Genomic DNA, 21,002 nt, shown 5'->3' on the forward strand with positions numbered 1-21,002 from the left:
GTGAATTCGATTAACTAGAGTTGCAGAAACTCTTTTACTTGCAGCACAACTTGTTCCGCAGTTTCTTTATCTGCCATCTCGGCAAAGATACGCAATAGCGGCTCAGTACCAGAGAAGCGAGCAATCACCCAGCCACCATTTTTGAAGTAAACCTTAGCGCCATCTTCGTAGCTGACTTTATCTATTTCAAAGTTAAACTCTGGCAGCTGCTTTGCAACATAAATTCGGTTGTATAGCAGTTTTTTTTGCGCTGGCTTAAAAGTGCAATCTCCTTCTGCGGTATAGGCATAGCCATACTTACTGTATATCTCATCCAGCAGTTCTGAGAGCTTTTTGCCCGTTACTGAAATCATTTCGACCAGCAGACTTGAGGCAAATACGCCATCTTTACCTTTGATGTGACCGCGAATCGTTAAGCCACCGGAGCTTTCACCGCCGATCAGTGAGTCATCTGCTTCCATCTGTGAACTGATATGTTTAAAGCCTACAGGTACCTCAAATGATTTCTCGCCGTGTTCGGCAGCGATCTTATCGAGAATGTGAGTCGTAGCAATGTTACGCACCACAGAGCCCTTCCAGCCTTTGTACTCTAATAGGTAGTAGTAGAGTAGGATCAAAACTTCATTGGGGTGAATAAAGTGACCTTTCTCATCAATGATACCTAAACGGTCAGCATCACCATCGGTTCCGATACCAATATCGTAGCCTTCAGCGGCAACTAGGTGTTTTAACCTGTACAAGGTCGCGGCGCTCGGTGAGGGCATTAAGCCGCCAAAGTCTGGATTTTTGCCATCATTGATCACGTCGACATCACAGCGACCGTTGATAAGAACAGTCTGCAAGGCATTTTTAGCAACACCAAACATCGGGTCGATCAGCACGCGTAGATTGGCCTCTTTAATGGATTCAATGTCGATAAAGTTAATGATTGAGTCGACAAACTCGTTCATTGGGTTAATCACTTCGATTAGCTTATCTTCAACTGCTTGGTCGAAATCGACCGACTTTACTTTTGCTAGTGTTAGCTGTGCGATTTGCGTTTCGATCTTTTCAGTGATTACCTCATCTGCATCGCGTCCGCCTTCAATAAACACCTTAATACCGTTGTAGTCGGCTGGGTTGTGTGAAGCGGTGATACACGCAGAGTAGGCACAGCCCATCTCTTTGGCTTTGAACATCACGATAGGGGTTGGGACGAACTTATCAATAAAGCTCACCTTGATAGTGTTTGCTGCGAGCACTTCTGTAAACCAGCGGCCAGCTTTGTCTGATAAAAATCGGCGGTCATAACCGACGACAAAGCCTGTATCTGCGACTTGTTCGTTGTTAATGATGTTGGCCAGTGCTTGGGCAACAAGTTGGACATTGTCTTTGGTAAATTCTTCGCCGATAAATGCGCGCCAGCCACCTGTTCCGAACTTAATCATGGTTTTAATCCTTTAAGTAAACAAAGAGCCTCTGTGAAGAGGCTCTAGCGACAATTAACCTAATACAACAACAACGTCATTGATGCTGTCATCAGCCTGAACCGGAACAGCGTTGCCAGTGATAAGTTCACCGTTAACAGTGATTGATTTAACGCCTTTGCTCACTGAGTTCGGATTCTCAACTTTGATGTTGTAAGTCGCGCCTAACCATTGACGAGTTACCTCGAAGCCAGGCCAGTTCGTTGGGATACATGGATCAATCGTTAGACCATCGAAACCCGTACGTACACCTAAGATGAAGTTGGTTACGGCGAAGTATGCCCAGCCAGATGTACCTGTTAACCAAGGGTGGTTTGCACGGCCGTGGTCTTGGTGGTCACGACCCATGATGAACTGAACGTACGAGTATGGTTCAGCGATACGTTTTTCGATGATGTCATTTTGGTTGTATGGGTTAAGTGCATCGTAGAACTTCATTGCACGGTCACCGCGACCAAGTTTCGCCTCTGCAACCCATGCCCATGGGTTAGGGTGAGAGAAGATGGCTCCGTTCTCTTTAACGCCTTGGTATACGCGGGTTACGAAGCCGATATCATCGTTAGGTGTAGCGAATGAAGGTGAGTTCAGGTGCAGGCCGTATTCAGAGAATAGGTTCTCATCTACCGCATCCATCGCTTTTTCGCCGCGCTCTTGAGAAACTGCACCAGAGAGAACCGCTAGTGTGTTTGACTCTAGGTGTACACGACCTTCTGCTTGTTGCGCAGTGCCAATTTTGTCACCATTTTTTGTTAGGCCTCGGATATACCAACCACCTTCGTCATCCCAAAGGTGACTTTCACACGCTTCACGAACGTTCGCTGCCATTTCAGTGTACTTAGCTACATCTTGCTCTTTACCAAGGAACTTAGCTAGGTCGATAAACTCTTGTAGAGCCCAGAAATGTAGGAATGAAACCATTGATGATTCACCACCACCTAGGTTTAGACAGTCATTCCAGTCCGCACGCAGACCTTTACAGATACCCGTTTGGCCAACGTATTCAGCAGAGAAATCCAGCGCCGCTTTCATATGGTCATAGACAGAAGCGTCTCCACCGTCTGCGTATGGAATCATCTCATCAAAGAAGCTGTGCTCACCGGTTTCCATTACGTACTTACAGATGGTAGGCACTAGCCATAGGTGGTCATCAGAACAGGTATCTTCGATACCGTGGATCTTATCTTCGTCTGAAGGTGTTGGGACAACCGTTGGTGATTTTGATGGTTCAACGTCTGCTTTCTCTGGATCGAACCAGTCTGGATCAAATAGATGCAGACCGTAACCCGCTTTCACCTGACCACGTAGTAGATCAATGAGGCGTTTGCGCGTCATTTCAGGGTTTGCATGAGGGACTGAAATCGCGTCTTGAGCAGTATCGCGGTAGCCTAGACCTGTACGTCCGCCGACTTCGATAAATGAAGCGAAACGAGACCATACGACACAGGTTTCAGCTTGGTAAAGAGTCCAAGCGTTGATCATGGTGTCTAGACCTTCGTTTGGAGACTTCACCTGGAATTTCTCACAACGTTCGTTCCAGTGCTGTTTAATACCAGCAAATGCTGCATCAACATTGGCTAGATCTTGGTATTTCTCACGTAGGCGCTCACCATTGCCTTTACCGATACCTAGAATGTAAGCAAAGCGTACTTCTTCACCCGGCTGGATCGTGAATTGTTTGTGGAGTGAACCGCAATGGTTGTAACAAGTTTGCGCTGTGTTTGAACACTTACCTTGTTCGACGGCAATTGGGTTTGCTTCATCGCGGTAAAGACCAAGGAAGCTATCACGTTGGCCATCGTATGAGTCAGGGCTAAATGTTGACGCTAAGTAATAGAAGCCTTCAAAGTCGTTGGTGTTGTAGTACAAGTCATACTCAATCACGCCATCCTTGTACTCAGTACCTGCTGAGTATAGTGACATTTGGTGGTTTTGGTTATCAGATTGAATATGGCTAAATGAGAACTCGACAAATGAGAATGCACTGATGGTACGTGGCTTGTCGGAAGTGTTTTTGATCACTACATCCCATACTTCAGCGTCTTCACCTTTAGGTACGAACAGTGTCTTCGTTGCGGTGATACCACTGTATTCACATTTGAATTTAGAGTAAGACAGACCATGACGAACTTCGTAGTTTGCTTCGTCTAAGCTTTTTGCGACTGGTTGCCAAGAAATTGACCAGTAATCACCAGTTTGGTCATCACGCAGGTAGACATAATGGCCCGGTCGGTCAAAGGTTGCATTGGGGCGGAATTTGGTAACACGGTTATATTCAGGAGAGTTGTAGAAAGAGTAACCACCTGCATTGTGCGAGATGACAGTACAGAATTTCTCTGTGCCCAAGTAGTTAGTCCATGGCGTAGGTACGTCTGGTCGAGTGATGACGTATTCACGATTGTCGTTATCGAAATAGCCGTATTTCATGTTAATTTCCTTTTTACCAAGCTGCCACTTTAGCAGCCAAAAATTTAAAGCTAGTGAAAACCGCGAATGTTCACCATTCGCTCCAGTGTTATTTCCACGGTTGACGGAAGTTAATGCCTTGTTTTTCGAGTAAAGGCAGGTGCCCTTTCAGCCGTGCTAAGTAATCTTCCCAATTCCGTTGAGGTTTCTCTGTCCAACAGGCTTCAGCCATTGCTGTTAGCCTTGGGAAAACCATATAATCCATTCGTTTCTGTTCAGTGATAATTTCGCTCCAAAGAGCACACTGAATGCCTAAGATTCGTTTTCTTATCGGGTCGCTATCGGGCACTTGAGCTAATGGTTCATAACGATAGGCGTTTTCAAGTGGGATCACAGCGGCCCAATCGACGCCGGGTTCATCTGGGCTATAGTCTTGAGTCATATCCAAATAAGTAGATTGGCCCGGTTGCAGAATGACATCGAAGCCTTGCTTAGCGCAGTTGAGGGCTGCTTCTTCGCTAAGCCATGAGTAGATAACGGTATCTTTGCTCACTTTGTTGCCGTGTTGAGCTTCTTCCCAGCCCACCATACGTTTACCCAACGAGCGAAGTTTTCTTTCTGCATAACCCAATAGGTGACCTTGTAGCTCTTTAGGGCTTTGGAAATTTTTCTCTTGCATCAGTTTTTGGCATGCAGGGCTCTCTAGCCAGACACCGTCAGGTACTTCATCAGCACCGATATGAACCCAAAGAGAGGGGAATAGCTCAGCCACCTCTTCGAGCACTTTATCGAGAAACTCGTATGTACCGGCTAGGGCAGGAGAAAGAACATTGTCGTTGTAGTGCTGGATGCTGCGATACTGCGAGCGATCATTGGGATCTTGCAGTAGCTTAGGCAGAGACTTGATCGCAGCGCGGCAATGACCTGGAATGTCGATTTCTGGGATAATATTGATCCCGCGTTCTTCTGCGTAAGCAATCACCTCTTTGACTTCTTCTTGGCTGTAGTAACCGCCATAAATGTCAGCTAGGTGGCTGTATTGAGGTTCCAACTGTGTTCCGACTCCACGATATCCACCCACTTGTGTCAGCTCAGGCAAAGCCTTGATTTCTAAGCGCCAGCCTTCGTCATCAGTAAGGTGCCAGTGGAAAGTATTGAATTTGTAATGTGCCAGTTGGTTGAGCAGGCGCTTAATCATATCGACGGAGTGAAAATGACGTGCACAGTCGAGCATCATGCCGCGATACTTAAAGCGTGGAGTATCGATGACTTTAATAAACGGAATGGTTAGGTTTCGTTGATCATTTTTTGTAATCAACTGTAATAGCGTTGCACTAGCGTGGACAAAACCGCTACGAGACCCCGCTTCAAGACGGACCCCAGAGCTTGCAACGGTAAGTTGGTACTCACCTTCATCAAGTGTTGGATTATTGCGGTAAATAATCTCGCTATGACCTATGGTTTGCGCTTTAAAATCAAATAACCGTTCTAGCTCTAATTGCAACCAAGTCGCGGCTTTCTCGGCCAGATTAGCTTGCAATGTAATTTGGCTTGAGCGAGTCAGTTGGAACTCGCCATCAAAATGTTCAACCTTATTTGGTTTTGGAATCAGGGCTATGGCTTGCTCAGCAACCTGTGGAAGTTCAGCACGCTCGCGATAAGGCGAGGCTAGGGCTATTGGTGTCAGTACGACGGTATGCTTTACCTTGCCATCATCGGTGATAATAACCGCGTCTTTAAAACCATCCGTGTAGAAACGAAGTGGCGCAGTATTGATACTGAACTCGCAGTAATAATGTTGGTTGGCATCGAGAACTTTGATGTCAGGTCTGACTATACAGAAACTGCCTATCTGTTCGATTTCCCCGTGAGTAAAGCTATCTGGCAAAATGAAGCGGTCTATGATGAATTGCAGTTGCCAATTTTGCAGTGCTTGGTCAGTAAGGTTGTGTAAAGTTAAACCAAAACGGCAAAACTGCTTTTGTTCGGATAGGACGGCTAATTCGACGCGAAAGCTCATATACTTATCCTTAATACAGGTTGTGCTTAGGTTGACCAGCAATCATGATCGCGCCTTCGATGGCATCAAATTGTGGTTCAACTACCCAAGACTGAATAGGTGGAGATAGCCAAGCTTTGATGCGCTCGGCAATACTGCCCATTAAACAGATGCGAGTAGCACCTTTACGATTAAGTACCACTAGGATCATTTCAATGTCACTGGCGGTTTGCTTAAGCATTTCAATTGCTAAGTTGTCACCTTTATTAGCGTGTTGAAAAATTGCTGGGGAGAACTGCCCGTAATCTCGTGGCAAGGCTGATTTAGACCATGCCACGATTTGGTCTACATCATGGTTAAAATGAGCGAGAACGTGCTGAACAAGAGGGGTTACTTCACCAATGCCGTCTTGAGTAAGGAGGACTTTTTGAATAAGGCGTAGACCCATAACAGCGCCACCACCTTGATCAGAGATTGGAAATTCGCGTCCACCGACGATGTGCTGTTGACCATTTTCAAGGTAGATACCGCAAGAGCCTGTTCCTGCAATCACAATCGCCCCAGCGTCACCATTATGAGCACCAATACATGCGCCGTACGCATCGGTATTGAGTACCATAGACGCAAACGAGTGTGACTGATCCATAAATGCTTGCCATGCTGATTTTTGCTCGGCACCTGCTAGAGCGAGACCAAGGTGCATACGAGCAAAATCGCCTGTGTTTAAACCACCCTCAATAGCGGCTACAGTAATAGCTTGCATGATGGAAGCCATTGCAACCTCTATACCAAGTAATATATTGGCGCTTCCGCTTTTCGCTTCGCCGATGAGTGTGCCTTGCTCATCACGAATTCTGGCGCGGCAGGATGTACCGCCGCCATCAATACCGACAAATAGCTTATTCATTGGTTGTCTCCTCAGTATTGAAGTAGGCGAACTGACTGAGTATCGCGAGCAAATACCAAGCGCCATGAGGAATCCATTGCTCCCCCCAACGCCAGTTTTGTAGCATGTCGTCTTTCTGTTTCACTGGGTTAAAGGCGATGTCGTTTTCATCTTCGAAGCCTGCGGTAATACCGTTACAAATTCCGCCCTTTGCATTAAAGAATCCAAGCTGCGGTAGGTAATCTGGGTTGTTGATACCATGTCCATCCAGCATGCACATATGGTAAGGGTTAAGACCTAAGATCCAGTTGAGATTGTTTTGCGCGAACGTCAGCAGTTGCTGTTGCGTTGTATGGTCTTCAATATGCGCTAGGGCCAAAAATGCCATGCTGCTTAGTGACCCTAAACGAGCGTTCTCCCCTTGCCACCAGTAACCAGTTTCATTGTTCTGCGCGACAAAGAATGCATCACGTTTTTCACCATCGACAGATTTGACATATTGGCGAGGATAACCAAACGGGTTTGCAACCATATTGCTAATCGTAAGTTCAAACTTTACCGCTTGGTTGATGACCTTGATTAGGTGCTGCTTTCTGTCCTTATTGGGTTCGATATTGAGGTATTCGCACAAGGCTATAACTGGTAACCCTGATTCTGCCGCGTGGTAATATGGTCGGCTGCCGTCTTGATTTGCTGCCCAAAAGTGGGTGAAGTTTTGGTCGCTTTGCTGGTGTGAGATAAGCTGGTCACTCCAGTAGTGACATTCTTCAAGGTACTGTTTACTTGCCGTGGTACGGAAAAGCTCGGTCGCAGCGAGCAGAGCGCAGTATTCGTCAATGATATTTTCTTGGCCATCATCTAAGTATTGACGGTTGAATTCTTTAAGGTGCCAGTAACCTTTTTCTGCCGCAGCTAAATAGTCTTGATTGCTAAAGTGACCGCTTTCTTTCAAGCGAGCGGCACTTGCTAGAGCCGCAATCGCAATGCCACCGCCTTGCCTAAAGCCCGATTGATAGTTTTCAGATTTGTGACCATCTTGCGTGGCGTAAGCGCATATCTCGCGTTGATTGATATCTTTTGACCATTTATCAAATACCGTCATGTAAAAGTAGCCTGCTTGATTTTGCATGCGCACGAGAAAATCTGCGCCAAACAGTGCTTCTTCGGTGAGACGAATCTTAGAGAAGGCTGGCAGGCTTTCACCATGCTCAACAAGTTCTAGACCCTTTAGCATGTTCCACACCACCATAGGTGTTTGCTGAGGGTTTAGGTAGTTGGCGTAAGAGAGATGGCTAAGGTATTTACTGACATCACCTGATGCGTCGTACCAACCACCTTGAACATCAACGGTTTGATCACTACCGAGAATAGGGACCTGTTTATCTTGCTTGTCAAAGCGGCCACCACAACGTTGTGACTTGAAGTAGTGGAGCAGGTCGGAAAAAGTCGTTTTGAGCAATAGGCCTTGCTCAATCGCAAACACTTCAGAACGGAGATTTTCAATTCTTAGGTAGAAGCGTCCAGCTTGTTCAAAATCAGAGAATTCAATACGAAAAAAACTCCCTTGGTGCCAATTAGCGACCTTTGTGCCTTTCTCAATAGCAAAAGTTGCCACAGTTTGATGACTGTAGGCACAAACTAACAACGCAGTGGTAGATGAAAGTCGTGTCTTGCGAGTCATCAAAATAGCCTGCTTTGGCCCAAGGGCTTCATAACCAATATGGTTAGTAAGTAGCAGCATTAAAATCTCCGAAAAAATCTTGGTATAGGTTGAGCCAAGGTTTTCCTTGGCTCTATTGGTGTTAGCTTTCGTATAGGTAACAGCGAACAAAGTGGTTGTCAGAGAGCTGAATGACTTCAGGCAATTGCTCGCGGCATTTGTCTGAAGCATGCTGACAGCGTCCTGCAAATGGACAGCCTGCCGAGGCTGGTGTCCATAGAGGGATCTCCCCTTTGTTGCCTTTCAGTTTTTCATGAATTGATTTGCTTGGATCAGGCACCGCTGATACCAATAGTTGTGTATAAGGGTGTTGAGGGTTGTGAATGATTTCTTCTGTGTCTCCCCACTCAACCATGTGGCCAACGTACATTACCGCAAGGTCTTCTGCGATGTAGCGTGCAGTAGCGATGTCGTGGGTGATATAAAGTAGAGACATCTGCTTCTCAAACTTCATTTCTTCCATCAAATTCAATACACCAGCACGAATAGACACATCAAGCATGGAGGTGGGTTCATCAGCCAACACCACTTCCGCACCAACAGCAATGTTACGTGCTAGGTTAACCCTTTGACGTTGTCCACCCGATAACTGATGTGGGAACTTCTGTGCGGTCTCTTTTGGTGGGATCAGACCGACCTGCTCCAATAAATCATAAACGCGTTCTTCCTGCTCCTTCTTGTTGCGAGGATCGACTTTTTTGTGGATCAGCAATGGTCGAAGGATGTGATGGTAAATGTTATGGGTTGGGTTTAGTGAACCAAATGGATCTTGCCAAACCATTTGCACGCCTTCGCGATAGGCCATTAAATCTGAACGTGAATCGATCGTTTGGATATCACGCCCTTTGTATTCGATGATGCCATCTGTCGGGGCATACATTTTGGCGATCATCTTGGCAGTGGTTGATTTTCCTGAACCTGACTCACCAACCACAGACAGACCGCGGCTTTTGTACATTTTGAATGATACGTCGTTGATGGCGCGCATCATCGGCTGTTGTAAAGAGTTACTCGTTATTGGAAAATCTTTAACTAGATTTTTCCCTTCTATCAGTAGCTCGCCATATTCTTTGCTCATAATTGTCTCCAGTAATCTTTATAGTTATTTCTCAATGGCTCGCTAGAGTTTATGTTGAGCTATCGGTTCACCGTAAAGGTGACAATTTGAGAAACGATTAGGCTCGATTTGTCTTAACTGAGTTGGAACGCGAGTACATGCCTCGTGCACGCGATTACAACGTGCTTGGAAACGACAACCTTGTGGAACTTCTAGCAGGTTGAGTGGGTTTCCAGGGATGCCAGTTAATTTAGTTTTTGGCCCTGTTAATGGAGGGAAAGAGCTACCTAGTCCTTTAGTGTAAGGGTGATATGGGCTTTCCAGAATCTGTTTAGATGGAGCGACTTCAATCAGTTCACCCGAATACATGATCCCGATACGATCTGAGAACTCGACCATTAACGAAATGTCATGAGTAATGAACAGGATAGAAAAACCAAACTCTTCTTTTAGTGCATAGATTTTTTGCAGTATTTCGCGTTGTACTACTACATCTAGCGCTGTTGTTGGTTCATCCATGATGATCATTTTGGGATTGAGAGCGAGAGCAATTGCAATGACTAAGCGCTGACGCATACCTCCAGAAAATTGGTGCGGGTAGTCCGTGAGTCGACTAGGGTGAATATCAACGATTTCCAACAGACCTTCAGCGCGTTTGCGTGCTTGTTCACGAGTCATATTCGTGTGACGCATGATAACGTCGCAGAACTGCTCTTCCATCGTCAATACAGGATTCAGAGCATTCATGGCACTTTGGAACACCATCGACATTTCACTCCAGCGGAACGATTGCATACGTTGGTCGCTGTACTTGAGGATATCTTCACCGTTGAAGATGACCTCACCTCCAGTGATAAATGCTGGTGGCTTATGCAGACGCATGAGTGAGAAGGCGACCGTTGATTTACCACAACCAGATTCTCCAGCTAAGCCAAATACTTCACCAGGGGCGATATCGAAGCTGACATTGTTACAAGCGCGAACGTCGCCAGCATCTGTGATGTAATCAACGCAAAGATTGCGGATAGAAATTAGTGGGCTAGTCATAATTATTTATCTCCGCTCCAAAGTGCATTCTGTGGTGGCATTTCTGGCGTGCGTTCTTTTTGGTCTTGCGCAGCAAGTTTCTTCCAACGCTTCATACCTTTGTGAGAACGTAATTGTGGGTTAGCAATTTCATCTACTGCGAAGTTCAGTAGTGAGAGACCTGTTACCAGTAGTACCAGTGCAATACACGGTGCCAATACTTCCCACCATGCTCCGATAAGCATTGCTGAAGATTGGTTCACGTTATACAACATGATGCCCCAACTGATGGTATTTGGGTCGCCAAGACCAAGGAACGAGATAATGGATTCCATACCAATTGCATACATAACCGAGCCAATAAAGCTCGCGCCGACGATTGGAATCAAGTTTGGTAGGATTTCAACAAAGATAATTCGAAATGAAGATTCACCCAGTACTTCTGCTGCCTTTACAAACTCTTTCTCTCGCAAGGCGAGTGTTTGCGAGCGTATGACCCTCGCGCCCCAAGCCCAGGAAGTACAGCCAATAATAATGGCGATGGTAAGTGGCCCTGCTTCACCTATAAAGGCAGCCAAAACAAACAACAACGGATATTGTGGAATAACCAGCATGATGTTCATCGCGGCAGTCAGTACATCATCGACTCGACCACCAAAGTAACCAGCTGAAATACCAATTACAGTGGCAAGGAAACATACGGTTAAGCCAGCGCCAAAGCCCACACCTAACGAGATTCGTGCTCCGTAAACAAGTTGTGACCAAACATCACGACCCATACGGCTAGTGCCTAGTACATGCTCAGCTTTTTTTGACATGATCATAGTTCGTCGATCAGTGGCTAAGTTTTCAGCGATAAAACCATCCGGATTCGTTTGCGCTGATTTGACGACAAAGCTCGGATACTCGTGTGGATTACCAGTGCGTTTATCTGGAGCATGTTGAGTCAGCAGTGGTGCTGCTACCGCGACAAAGATAAACAAAGAGACGATAACTAGGCCGATGCGTGCATATGCATTGCCTAGGATCAGTTTAAATAGATCTTTCATGATTATTTCCCTCCCTTACGAAGGCGAGGATCTAGTACAACGTAAAGCATGTCGGCAATGAGGTTAAATGACAGCATAAACAGCGTCATAATGATCAATTGCCCCTGAAGAACTTGATAATCACGAGCGTGAATCGCATTAAGAAGAACTGTACCTAGACCTGGGTAGTTAAAGATGATTTCTACAATCAACTGACCACCAATCGCCATACCTAAAGACATTGATAGGGCGGTAACACTTGGTAGCAGTGCGTTACGTGCTGCGTAGTTAAAAACCACTCGGTTTTCACTTAGGCCCTTACCTTTCGCCATCGTGATGTAATCTTCTGCTAGCAGGTTAATCATGTTGTTACGCATGTTGACCAAGAAGCCGCCAATCTGAATGATTGAAGCACAAAACAGCGGTAAAACGGCATGGTAAGCCACGTCTTTGTAGAACGCCCAACTGGTCCAGTCTGGCACTGTTCCTGCCGTGTAGGCGTAACCAGTAGGGAACCACTTTAGACCGATAGCGAAAGTGAAGAGAGCAAGCATAGCGATAACCACTTGCGGTACTGCTTGAACAATCAACATGCCAGGAGTTACAAAGGCATCATATTTACTGCCGCGCTTCCATGCAGCGAAAATGCCCAGTATGGAGCCAATCGAAAAAGAAAGAATTACAGCGCTGCCGGCAAGGAAGAGTGACCAACCAAAAGCACCGCCGAGTAGTTTATTTACCGATAGCGGATAGAACTGAATAGATGTTCCCAGTTCCCAGCTAAGAATATTTTTCATGTAAGCAATGTACTGAACAAAAAGGCCACCATCGACAAAGCCTAACAGTTCTTTCATTGCTGCAATGCGTTCGGGTGTTACTTGAACTGATGCATTGGCAAACATCATGGTCACCGGATCACCCGGCATTGCACGAGGAATAATAAAGTTTAGTGTCGCAGCAACTAACAGCGCGACTAAATAGAATGACAAACGTCTTAAAAAATAACCCATAACTCACACCTTACTTACCCAGATTTTCCCTGTTTCTGGTTTCAGGTCGCTCCTAGCGAAAGTTGAAATTTAGAGCGAATAATCCCCTGACGACTGGCGCCATACTTTAATCAACTTAAAGAGAGGGGGATTAGGCGGCGCACAGAAGATGCGCCGCAAGATAGAACAACTACTTACTTAACTGGTTTTAGATCCAGTACGTGAAGTAGACGCTCTGGGATACCGGCCCAAATGTTTGGACGGCCTTTTGGATTTTCTTCGTTCCACCAACCAGTAAAGCGAGTTGTGTTGTATTGGAACATATAAGCACCTGACAACACTGGAATCGTTACTTGATTGGATGCAATGATTTGCTGGATACCATGAGCGATTTCTAGCTGTTCGTTCTTGTCAGCTGTTTTGTAGAAGCTGTTAAGTAGGCCATCTAGTTTATCGTTCTTGAAGTAGTGCATAGCAAAACGAGGCATGCCGTCGCCCGACTGTAACTCTGAGTTGTAACCACTGTTCCAGTATAGATGTGGATCTGCACCGTGGAAGTAGTTGGTGTATGCAACGTCGTAAGTACCTTCTAGCATTGCTTGGTTGTACACAGAGAAGTCTGGAGTACGTGCTTTCGCTTTGATACCTACTTCAGCTAGCTGCTCTACGGCTAGTTGAACCGTGTTGTTAAAGTCAGTCCAGCCATTTGGTGACTGAACTAATAGCTCGAACGACTTACCAGATGGAGTATCAACGAAGCCATCATTGTTGACATCTTTAAAGCCCGCTTTCTTAAGTAGCTCTTTTGCACCCTCTACATTGTACGTGTTGTAACCCTTGTACTTGTTGTGAGTAGTTTCGTCAGACCAAGTCTTAAATGCGTAACCTAGACCAGAAGCGAAATCATTTACTGTACCGCCGCCGTAGAACGCGATGTCGATAATTGTTTGACGGTCGAGAGCCATTGAGAATGCACGACGGAAATCAACGTTTGATAGCGCTTCGTGCTTCGCGGTATCTGGATGCTTGAAGTTAACAACGAATGCTTGTGTACCTGCTGGCGGGTACCAGTAGTGGTGGTTAGGGCTCGCAGCAGCGTAAGTACGGTCGATATCTGGAATGAATGATGAGGTCCAGTCCATTTCGCCGTTTACTACTTTACCTAGGAACTGATCATTGTTCGCGATTTGTGGAACACGTAGACAGTCTACATCTAGGTTATCTGCATCCCAGTAGTTCGGGTTTTCACATTGAATGTAAAGCTGTGGAGTGAAAGTTGCAATCTCAGTAAATGGACCAGAGCCTACAGGATTCTCGTTAGTGAATGTCGAAGGATCCTTAATCTTACTCCATACGTGTTGTGGTACTACAGGTACTTTTACGATTTCGTAAGCAGCATTTGAGTTAGCTTCCTTAATGTTGAACTTAACTTGGTAGTCGTTCAATTTCTCAACGCTAGAAACCCAAGAGTTGATACCGCTTTGATCAAGTTCTGGCTTCTCTTTAACTAGGTTGAAAGAATATACCACGTCGTCTGCGTTGAATGCTTCACCGTCAGACCACTTCACACCTTTACGTAGGTCAAATACAACGCTTAGTAGATCGTCTGCAATTGTGTAGTTCTCTGCTAGACGGAATACTGGAGTATTACCGTGCATTTCGTTGAAAACAACGAGTGGCTCATATAAGAAGTCCGTTGTTGTATGTAGGTTTGTCGCACCTAGGTATGGGTTAAAGTTACGGACAAAAGTGGTGTATTCTTTAGGGTGGATAGTTAGTTCACTGCGTTCAGCTGCAGCTGCTACTGAAGTAAAACCAGTGGTTGCTGTTGCAATAATTGCTGTTGCTAGTGCTGTTTTTTTAATGTTGGCAAGCATAGCTGTTCCTTACTATTTGCTTTCATTTCACTAATGGATGGAATGTCATCAATTGATAAACACTCACTAAGGCCTACCTCTTGTAGGTAACTTCATGTCGGAGGTGACGGGAAGTTTAGAGTGGCCTGTAAGCCTTAGGCACAGTAAGAAAACACTGTTACGTTAATTTTCGCAATCGCCATTCCCGTTAAAAACGTTAAAAACTGCCTTTGCGACGTCAATAATGTCAAAAATAACAGAGATGTGGTTTTTTTAAGCGATTTCTTGGATTTGAACTAAGTCGCATAGCTTCCTTCTTTTTTTATTAATGTAAGTGTTTACTAACGCTACTGGGCTTATAGTTTGGCTTCTTTTTGCTGTATTTAAGATCTTGAGATCTTAATCACCTAGCTTGAGTAGTGTTAATTTTTATCGATAAATTAAAACTGCCGTCTTGTTGTGATTGGCTTCGCAATCTGCGCTATTTTTGTTCGTAAAGCAGTCTATAGCGCCACTTTCTGCAAAAAGATATCACTTCACGATCGGTGTTTTTGTTGTCTTATTAGAGTTGTTTTACGCAGCGTATTAATGGCTAAAGACCAATGTAGAGTTGGAAATGAGGGAAATAAAAAAGCCTGCGTGAGCAGGCTTAGGAGGAGAGAGGTATCTGAGACTAACTGGTCAGTAAGTGTTGCAACTTGTCACGTAACCCCTCAACGTGAGTTCGTTCCGGGCTATACTCATTGCAGTGTTCAAGAATGTAATCCAAAGAGCTGAGTACTGTTCGCCAGCGTGGCGTTTTTGGTAATGTCTCTGGACGAAGGTATTTATCAAGAGTACGCGTTTGTAAGGTGCTCCGGTCAAGGTAGACGCGCCACAAACCACTTTGTTCGGCAAAGGTAAACTTGCTTTGTCCTGTGACTGATTCCCAATAGGCGAGGGCACTTGTCATCGCATCCACTAATACCTCACGCATTACCTCTTGCTTAGACTTATTATCATTGGTTGCTCGGTCAGCTAAACGAGTAAACTCACCGCCTAACTCTTTAAGCTCTTGCAGTTTGGCTTTGTCACCTTCAAAAGCAAAGATCGATAATGCTTCAATCGCTGTCTCTAGATTATTCATTCTGGTTGCATTGATACTGCCGCCTACGTTGAAGATGTATATAGAGCGTAGCCCAGCACCATCAGGTAACTTCAAGATGTCTGCCGACAGATGTTGTCTGACATCTTCAACGTAGACATCAATGGTGCCACAATAATGCTCTTGTTCTACATTGAGGAATTTAGGCGCAATGATTTCCTCAGCACTAGAGCGTTTTAGCTGTTCCGTTGAGCGTTTGAATAACCTAGATGCTGCCTCATTAGCAAAGCGAATTTTGTGGTCTTCACGTACACAAACAATCGCTTCAGGTGCTGTCTCTAGTTGCTCTAATAGGCGCCCTTGTGTTTCAAGTAAGCTGGCTTCAACGATGGCTCTTTGCTTGAGTTCTTGGTGAAGCTGTTGGTTTTCTATACGTCGTAGTTCTGCCTTACTTGCGGTAAGGTGTGCGACAATTCTAGCTGCAAGTTCTTGCTTATTAAAAGGTTTAGAAAGATAGTCGTTTGCTCCTGCATTAAAGCCTCGCACACGATCATCGGTTTGATTCAATGCCGTGAGCATTATGATAGGCAATGCAGCATGGTCATAGGTTTCTCGTAGCGTTTGGCATACTTGGTAACCACTCATTCCTGGCATCATAATATCGAGCAGCAGCAGTTCGGGTTTTTCTTTGCTAACGGCTTCGAGTGCCTCATGACCATCTTTGGCAGTTCGAACACGATATCCCTCAAGACGCAAGAAACTATCCAGAACGCGAAGGTTGACAGGTTCATCGTCGACCACTAAAAGCAGAGGGCCATCCGGGTTTTCGGGTAGGCTGGTTGGCTCCTCTAACTCAATATCACCTGTGTTTGGTGCTTTAAAGTGCGCGGATTCATAGTGGTTTGCTTGTTCTATTTGTTCAACACTAGCAATAGGTAAGGTAAAGCTAAAGGTGGTCCCAACCATAGGTTGGCTACTTACATAGAGCGTGCCATGCATTAGCTCAATTAACTGTCGGCTAATCGATAGACCTAACCCCGCCCCTTGACGATAACGACTTGAGTCACTTCCGGCTTGAATGAGAGGTTCAAAGATGTGGTCAAGCTGATCCGCTGGAATACCTTGCCCAGTATCAACCACCTGAACGCGGATATTGTCATCTACTACGCTTGCAGAAATGACGATTTTACCTTCGCTTGTGTATTTGATTGCGTTACCAACTAAGTTATACAGCACTTGCTCCAGTCGCTGTGGATCTGCGCTAACCCAAACGGGATCATCGGGAACTTGGTTAATGATACGCAGTGGCTTAGAACCAATAAGGTGGGATGACAGCTCTAGTACCAAGCGGGTTGAACCAGCAAGATCAACTGCACTTGTGTCAATGTCGAGATTTCCATAACGCATTTTATGGTAGTCGAGCAGGTCGTCGACCAAAGTAGCCAATCGTTGACCGCTATTAATGATGATATCGAGCTGATACTTATGCTCTGAGGTGAGCGGGCCGTTAGCACCTGAGGCTAACGCTTCCGCAATACCCACCATTCCATGTAGTGGTGTGCGAAGCTCATGAGAAGTCGTTGCTAAAAACTCATCTTTCAGCTTATTGGCAAGCTGCAACTCTTCATTTTGCTTTTGAATCAGCGTTAGGTTGCTTTCTAGCTCCTCATTTTGCTGCTTTATCAGTTGAATCTTTTCTCTGATTGAACGCTGCATACGTTCAAAGCTGATGGCTAGGCGGCCGATCTCATCTTTGCGTTGAGTATTGTTCATGTCGGCATCGAGATCACCAGCTGAGACTTTTTCTGCTGCCCAAGTGAGCTGTAGTAGTGGGGAGGTAATAAAGTTCGACAAATAGTGAGAGGCCATCACCACCAAAAGAATGGCAGTGAGCATGGCGAAGATGAATAGGGTTTCAAGCTGATGGACGCGAGCGAAAGCAACATTTTCGGGTACTTCAACCACTATTGCCCAATCAATGCTCTTAAACGAGATAGGACTATAGGCTGCAATGATCGCTTCGTTTTCCGTATTGCTATAAGTGCCCACGTCGGTGGCACCTGCGAGCGCTAAGTCGATCACTTGACGACTTTTATCTATGTCTTGTTGTTGGTAGGCAAGGGTTCGAGAGTGATGGTCTGAGCCAACTAGCAAAGTTTTCATCGAGGTTAGATTATTGTTGTCTGCGATGAGTTTAGTAATGCCATTATTTGGCAATCTAAACATCGCGTAACTGTGTAGATAGCCTTGTTGAATAATTGGCGCACCTAACCAAGCGACCGTCTTTCCTTGTTCTTGTGAGAAGTCAGAAATAATCAGCGGTGTATAATCTTCATTGGTTTTGCGTTTATCGGTAACCAAGTTACGTAGCTTGGTGAAGGTTTTGCCCAAATTGTCGTCTTTGTATTTTCCCGTCAATAAGTTGGTGCCGTAGTTATCATTCTTATAGATCGAGTAAGTGACGTTACCCTCTCTATCGACGAGTAAAATGTCATCAAAGTCAGAGCGTTTTAATAGCTCTAGGTAGGCCCAATGGTAGCGCTTGTGTAAGAGACGGTATCGCTCTGTGCCGTTATAGACGCTCGACTGAGGTAAGATTGAGGTCTTGATCTGGTCACCGGAGCCTTGAATGTAGCGACGTTGGGCATATTCGCGAGCTTGTTCTATATCCAATCCTAAACTACTAAACGCGTTGACTAAGCCATAGAAACGCCCGCCACTGGCATAAGCCAATTCTGAACGAACAAAACCCATTACTTCAGATTCTTTAGCGTATAGGTAATCAATGACCTGTTGACGCTTACTGTCTCGCACAGAGATAAGGTGCGAAGTACTCTGCTCTTGAAGGTCTTGAGTGTGGGATTGTAAGAAAAAGATCGCAATAACCGTCAGAGGAGTAATACTTAACACCAAAAATGCCAGCATCAATGTACTCTGAAGGCGTTTAAACTTCTGTTTTCGATAAAACTTAAACATAGCCTGAGTAATGTTTCCGTGAGAATACGGCTTAGTGGGTATCGGCACCCAAGTAAGCTAGACAAAACGTTATTTTCCTAAGATGACAAAATTAACGAGTTTTTTTACTTTGACAAGTAAGTTGCTAGTAAAGCGTGGAGAATGGCGCAATTTTAGTATGATTAGGTGGGATGTAACCCAATCCAAGCGCTGGATTGGGTTGTTTGACTATTTTTTTGCGTGATAGATGGTGAATTTATTGGTCTTATTTATCGTCTCACAATTACCGTAAGCTTGCTTAATAATCGGCGGGTACTTGAGGAAACTGTTCGCGACAATATACAAGTTGCCCTGTTTAGCACTATGTTTTGCTCCTTGAGCAAGTAAGTCTTCTGTTGCGCTGTAGCTGGTATCGAGCCCGGCGTGGAACGGTGGGTTACTGATGATAAAATCGTAATCATTGCTAGTGTCAGAGTAGACGTCGGAGGCAAACACTTTACCGGTAAATCCGTTGGCTGCTAGGGTCGCTTTGCTGGATTCTACGGCCAGTGCGCTAATATCACACATTTCTAGTTCGATGTTTGCGTTTAACTGTGCCATCACGCTACCAATTACGCCAGCTCCACAGCCAAAATCGAGTACTTTACCGCTCAGTTCTGGTAGCGTATCGAGCAGCAACTTGCTACCAATATCGAATTCACCATGACTAAATACTCCTGGCAAACTTTTAATTGTGAGCGATGTTTGCTGGTACTCGACTTGGTAGGTTTTAAACCATTCTTGTAGATTGAACGCTTTAGGCGTTTGAGTACATTGCCCCCAGTAAAATGAACAGCGGCGCGCTGAGTCGTATTTAGTAATTAGGCCATACGGCTTAAACATCTTTTCGATGCTTTTTACTCCTGAGCGGTTTTCACCAACGACAACAATTTCTGTCTCTGCGCCTAGCTTTGCCATCAGCATTGCCAGCAAGTACTCCGCTTCGGCTTTCGCTTTCGGCCAGTAAAGCAGCACCAGATCGGCTTGAGTTTGCTCGTGGAACTCTGCGCCAAATACACTTTTCACTTGTGGATAGGTGCTCAACTGTCGATGGTAGCCATAGTTGGTGGTGAATACAGTAACAGAGTGACAGTGTTGGGTTAGTTCAATAGGAAAAAGATCCTCAGCTTCTCCAGCGACCAAAACATGCTTGCCTTCGAAATAGGCGAGCTGTCTTTCAGCAATTTGACTTGGTGCAATATAAGCAGACATAGCAAACTCAGTGTAAAAAAAAGAGGGAGGATTTTCGCACAATCCTCCCTTATCTTGAAGTGATAAACGGTATTAGGCGTTAGCTGCGATCTTGTCGATCAAGGAAACCTTGGAACTCTTCTTCATAGATATTAAACAGTACCATTGTCACTGCAAAGATTATTGGACCATAAATCAAACCGATCAAACCAAATAGATGTAGGCCACCAAGCAGTGAGAAGAAGATCATTAGCGTGTTCATCCCTGCACTGCCTTGCATCAGCAGTGGACGGAGTAAATTGTCAATCGAGCCAACGATTGCCACACTCCACACAGTAAGGAAGATTGCCCAAGTGGTATCGCCGGTTAAGAACAAGTAAATAGCGGCTGGAATCCAAATCAACGCAGTACCGACGACAGGAATAAACGAGGCAAAGCCCATCATGGTACCCCAGAACAGGCCAGGGAAACCAGCTAGCCACATTCCGATACCCCCTGCAAAGCCTTGAGCAATAGCCGTTAGGAAAGATCCCATAACAGCAGATTTCGCCACTTGTTCTACTTCATCAAGCAGCTTATCTTCTTGGCTTCGCGAGAGGGGCAAAATATGCCGAATCGCGCTGATGATCTTGTCATGATCGCGAAGTAAGAAAAACAGTACGAACAACATCAAAAAGAAGTCCATTAAGAAGTTGGTCGCATCGCCTAAAATCTTTGCGCTGATACCAACAAGGTTACTGCCGAAGGAAGTGGCAAACTGCGCCACTTTTTGCGCAATTTCTTGTGGACTAATGGTATCGAACGGCAAATAGGTATTGATCAACGAAAGACCGTTCACGACCCAAGGGTGTTCAAAGATGGTTTGAATACCACCGTGTGTGACCCATTGGTAAACGTTTTGCGAGAATGATGAGCCTTGTTGAACGATAGCGGCAAAGACAAACAGCAGTGGAAAAACGATGATGAAAGTTAACACTACACAAGAGAGTAGGGAGGCCAAGTTGGTGTGCTTTGGCATACGCTTCTCTATCCATTCATGAATAGGGAACATCAGTAATGAGATGATAAACGCCATCACAATTGAGTTTATGTATGGCTCAACCAATAAAAAACACGCGAGCCCAGCAGCAAGTAGTGCAACAATCAATACCCAATGGCTGGAAGTTAATTTGATTTTATCTGACACATTTATTGTCCAAGTAATCGACACTGTATCCGTATAATGGCGGTAAACGTTAGTGTGTTCAACGCAAAATCAAAATGTTATTTGTGGAGTGAAAAAGTATGGGCTGTTGCGAGAAAG

General features: G+C 45.2%; 13 protein-coding genes. All 13 read right to left on the bottom strand.

Annotation, left to right across the window (positions count from 1 at the left end):
• Positions 1-14 precede the first annotated feature (14 nt).
• The 13 genes from ZX61_RS16285 to ZX61_RS16345 all read right to left on the bottom strand — a co-directional run bounded on the left by ZX61_RS16285 (position 15) and on the right by ZX61_RS16345 (position 20,885).
• Complete coding sequence (locus ZX61_RS16285; RefSeq protein ID WP_049845650.1) at positions 15-1,427, bottom strand: phosphoglucomutase/phosphomannomutase family protein; 1,413 nt, start codon at positions 1,425-1,427, stop codon at positions 15-17.
• A gap of 54 nt (positions 1,428-1,481) precedes the next feature.
• Positions 1,482-3,890, bottom strand: coding sequence for a GH36-type glycosyl hydrolase domain-containing protein (locus ZX61_RS16290; protein WP_049845651.1), 2,409 nt, complete (start codon positions 3,888-3,890; stop codon positions 1,482-1,484).
• A gap of 88 nt (positions 3,891-3,978) precedes the next feature.
• On the bottom strand, positions 3,979-5,889 hold the full coding sequence (locus tag ZX61_RS16295; RefSeq protein WP_049845652.1) for a beta-N-acetylhexosaminidase: 1,911 nt from the start codon (positions 5,887-5,889) through the stop codon (positions 3,979-3,981).
• Between the two features lie 10 nt (positions 5,890-5,899).
• Positions 5,900-6,775 carry an N-acetylglucosamine kinase gene (locus ZX61_RS16300; protein ID WP_049845653.1) on the bottom strand — a complete coding sequence of 292 codons (876 nt, stop codon included), beginning with the start codon at positions 6,773-6,775 and terminating at the stop codon, positions 5,900-5,902.
• Positions 6,768-8,495, bottom strand: a complete 1,728-nt coding sequence (locus ZX61_RS16305; protein ID WP_049845654.1) for a glycoside hydrolase family 9 protein — start codon at positions 8,493-8,495, stop codon at positions 6,768-6,770. Before ZX61_RS16305 ends, ZX61_RS16300 begins: the two co-directional genes overlap by 8 nt.
• A 61-nt stretch (positions 8,496-8,556) precedes the next feature.
• Entirely contained in the window at positions 8,557-9,552 is a 996-nt protein-coding gene (locus ZX61_RS16310; RefSeq protein ID WP_049845655.1) for an ABC transporter ATP-binding protein, read from the bottom strand.
• A 42-nt stretch (positions 9,553-9,594) separates the two neighbouring features.
• The gene (locus tag ZX61_RS16315; RefSeq protein WP_049845656.1) at positions 9,595-10,578 is read right to left on the bottom strand and encodes an ABC transporter ATP-binding protein; all 984 of its coding nucleotides are present in this window, start codon (positions 10,576-10,578) and stop codon (positions 9,595-9,597) included.
• 2 nt (positions 10,579-10,580) lie between these two features.
• On the bottom strand, positions 10,581-11,606 hold the full coding sequence (locus tag ZX61_RS16320; RefSeq protein WP_049845657.1) for an ABC transporter permease: 1,026 nt from the start codon (positions 11,604-11,606) through the stop codon (positions 10,581-10,583).
• Positions 11,607-11,608: 2 nt separating this feature from the next.
• Positions 11,609-12,595: an ABC transporter permease gene (locus ZX61_RS16325; RefSeq protein WP_049845658.1), complete on the bottom strand. Its 987-nt coding sequence runs from the start codon at positions 12,593-12,595 to the stop codon at positions 11,609-11,611.
• A 173-nt stretch (positions 12,596-12,768) separates the two neighbouring features.
• Complete coding sequence (locus ZX61_RS16330; protein ID WP_049845659.1) at positions 12,769-14,451, bottom strand: ABC transporter substrate-binding protein; 1,683 nt, start codon at positions 14,449-14,451, stop codon at positions 12,769-12,771.
• Positions 14,452-15,103: 652 nt separating this feature from the next.
• On the bottom strand, positions 15,104-18,490 hold the full coding sequence (locus ZX61_RS16335; protein ID WP_049845660.1) for a response regulator: 3,387 nt from the start codon (positions 18,488-18,490) through the stop codon (positions 15,104-15,106).
• Positions 18,491-18,697: 207 nt separating this feature from the next.
• A complete protein-coding gene (gene rsmC / locus ZX61_RS16340) occupies positions 18,698-19,720 on the bottom strand; it encodes a 16S rRNA (guanine(1207)-N(2))-methyltransferase RsmC (protein ID WP_049845661.1) in 1,023 nt (340 codons plus the stop codon).
• Between the two features lie 79 nt (positions 19,721-19,799).
• Entirely contained in the window at positions 19,800-20,885 is a 1,086-nt protein-coding gene (locus ZX61_RS16345) for an AI-2E family transporter (RefSeq protein ID WP_049845662.1), read from the bottom strand.
• Positions 20,886-21,002: the final 117 nt, after the last annotated feature.

Source organism: Vibrio sp. VPAP30, assembly GCF_001188205.1.
GTDB classification, from domain to species: Bacteria; Pseudomonadota; Gammaproteobacteria; order Enterobacterales; family Vibrionaceae; genus Vibrio; species Vibrio bivalvicida.

Coding starts and splice junctions, on each gene's coding strand:
- ZX61_RS16320 (WP_049845657.1), bottom strand. CDS start 11,606: ATGAAAGATCTATTTAAACTGATCCTAGGCAATGCATATGCACGCATC.
- ZX61_RS16305 (WP_049845654.1), bottom strand. CDS start 8,495: ATGCTGCTACTTACTAACCATATTGGTTATGAAGCCCTTGGGCCAAAG.
- ZX61_RS16285 (WP_049845650.1), bottom strand. CDS start 1,427: ATGATTAAGTTCGGAACAGGTGGCTGGCGCGCATTTATCGGCGAAGAA.
- ZX61_RS16310 (WP_049845655.1), bottom strand. CDS start 9,552: ATGAGCAAAGAATATGGCGAGCTACTGATAGAAGGGAAAAATCTAGTT.
- ZX61_RS16335 (WP_049845660.1), bottom strand. CDS start 18,490: ATGTTTAAGTTTTATCGAAAACAGAAGTTTAAACGCCTTCAGAGTACA.
- ZX61_RS16330 (WP_049845659.1), bottom strand. CDS start 14,451: ATGCTTGCCAACATTAAAAAAACAGCACTAGCAACAGCAATTATTGCA.
- ZX61_RS16325 (WP_049845658.1), bottom strand. CDS start 12,595: ATGGGTTATTTTTTAAGACGTTTGTCATTCTATTTAGTCGCGCTGTTA.
- ZX61_RS16300 (WP_049845653.1), bottom strand. CDS start 6,775: ATGAATAAGCTATTTGTCGGTATTGATGGCGGCGGTACATCCTGCCGC.
- rsmC (WP_049845661.1), bottom strand. CDS start 19,720: ATGTCTGCTTATATTGCACCAAGTCAAATTGCTGAAAGACAGCTCGCC.
- ZX61_RS16290 (WP_049845651.1), bottom strand. CDS start 3,890: ATGAAATACGGCTATTTCGATAACGACAATCGTGAATACGTCATCACT.
- ZX61_RS16315 (WP_049845656.1), bottom strand. CDS start 10,578: ATGACTAGCCCACTAATTTCTATCCGCAATCTTTGCGTTGATTACATC.
- ZX61_RS16295 (WP_049845652.1), bottom strand. CDS start 5,889: ATGAGCTTTCGCGTCGAATTAGCCGTCCTATCCGAACAAAAGCAGTTT.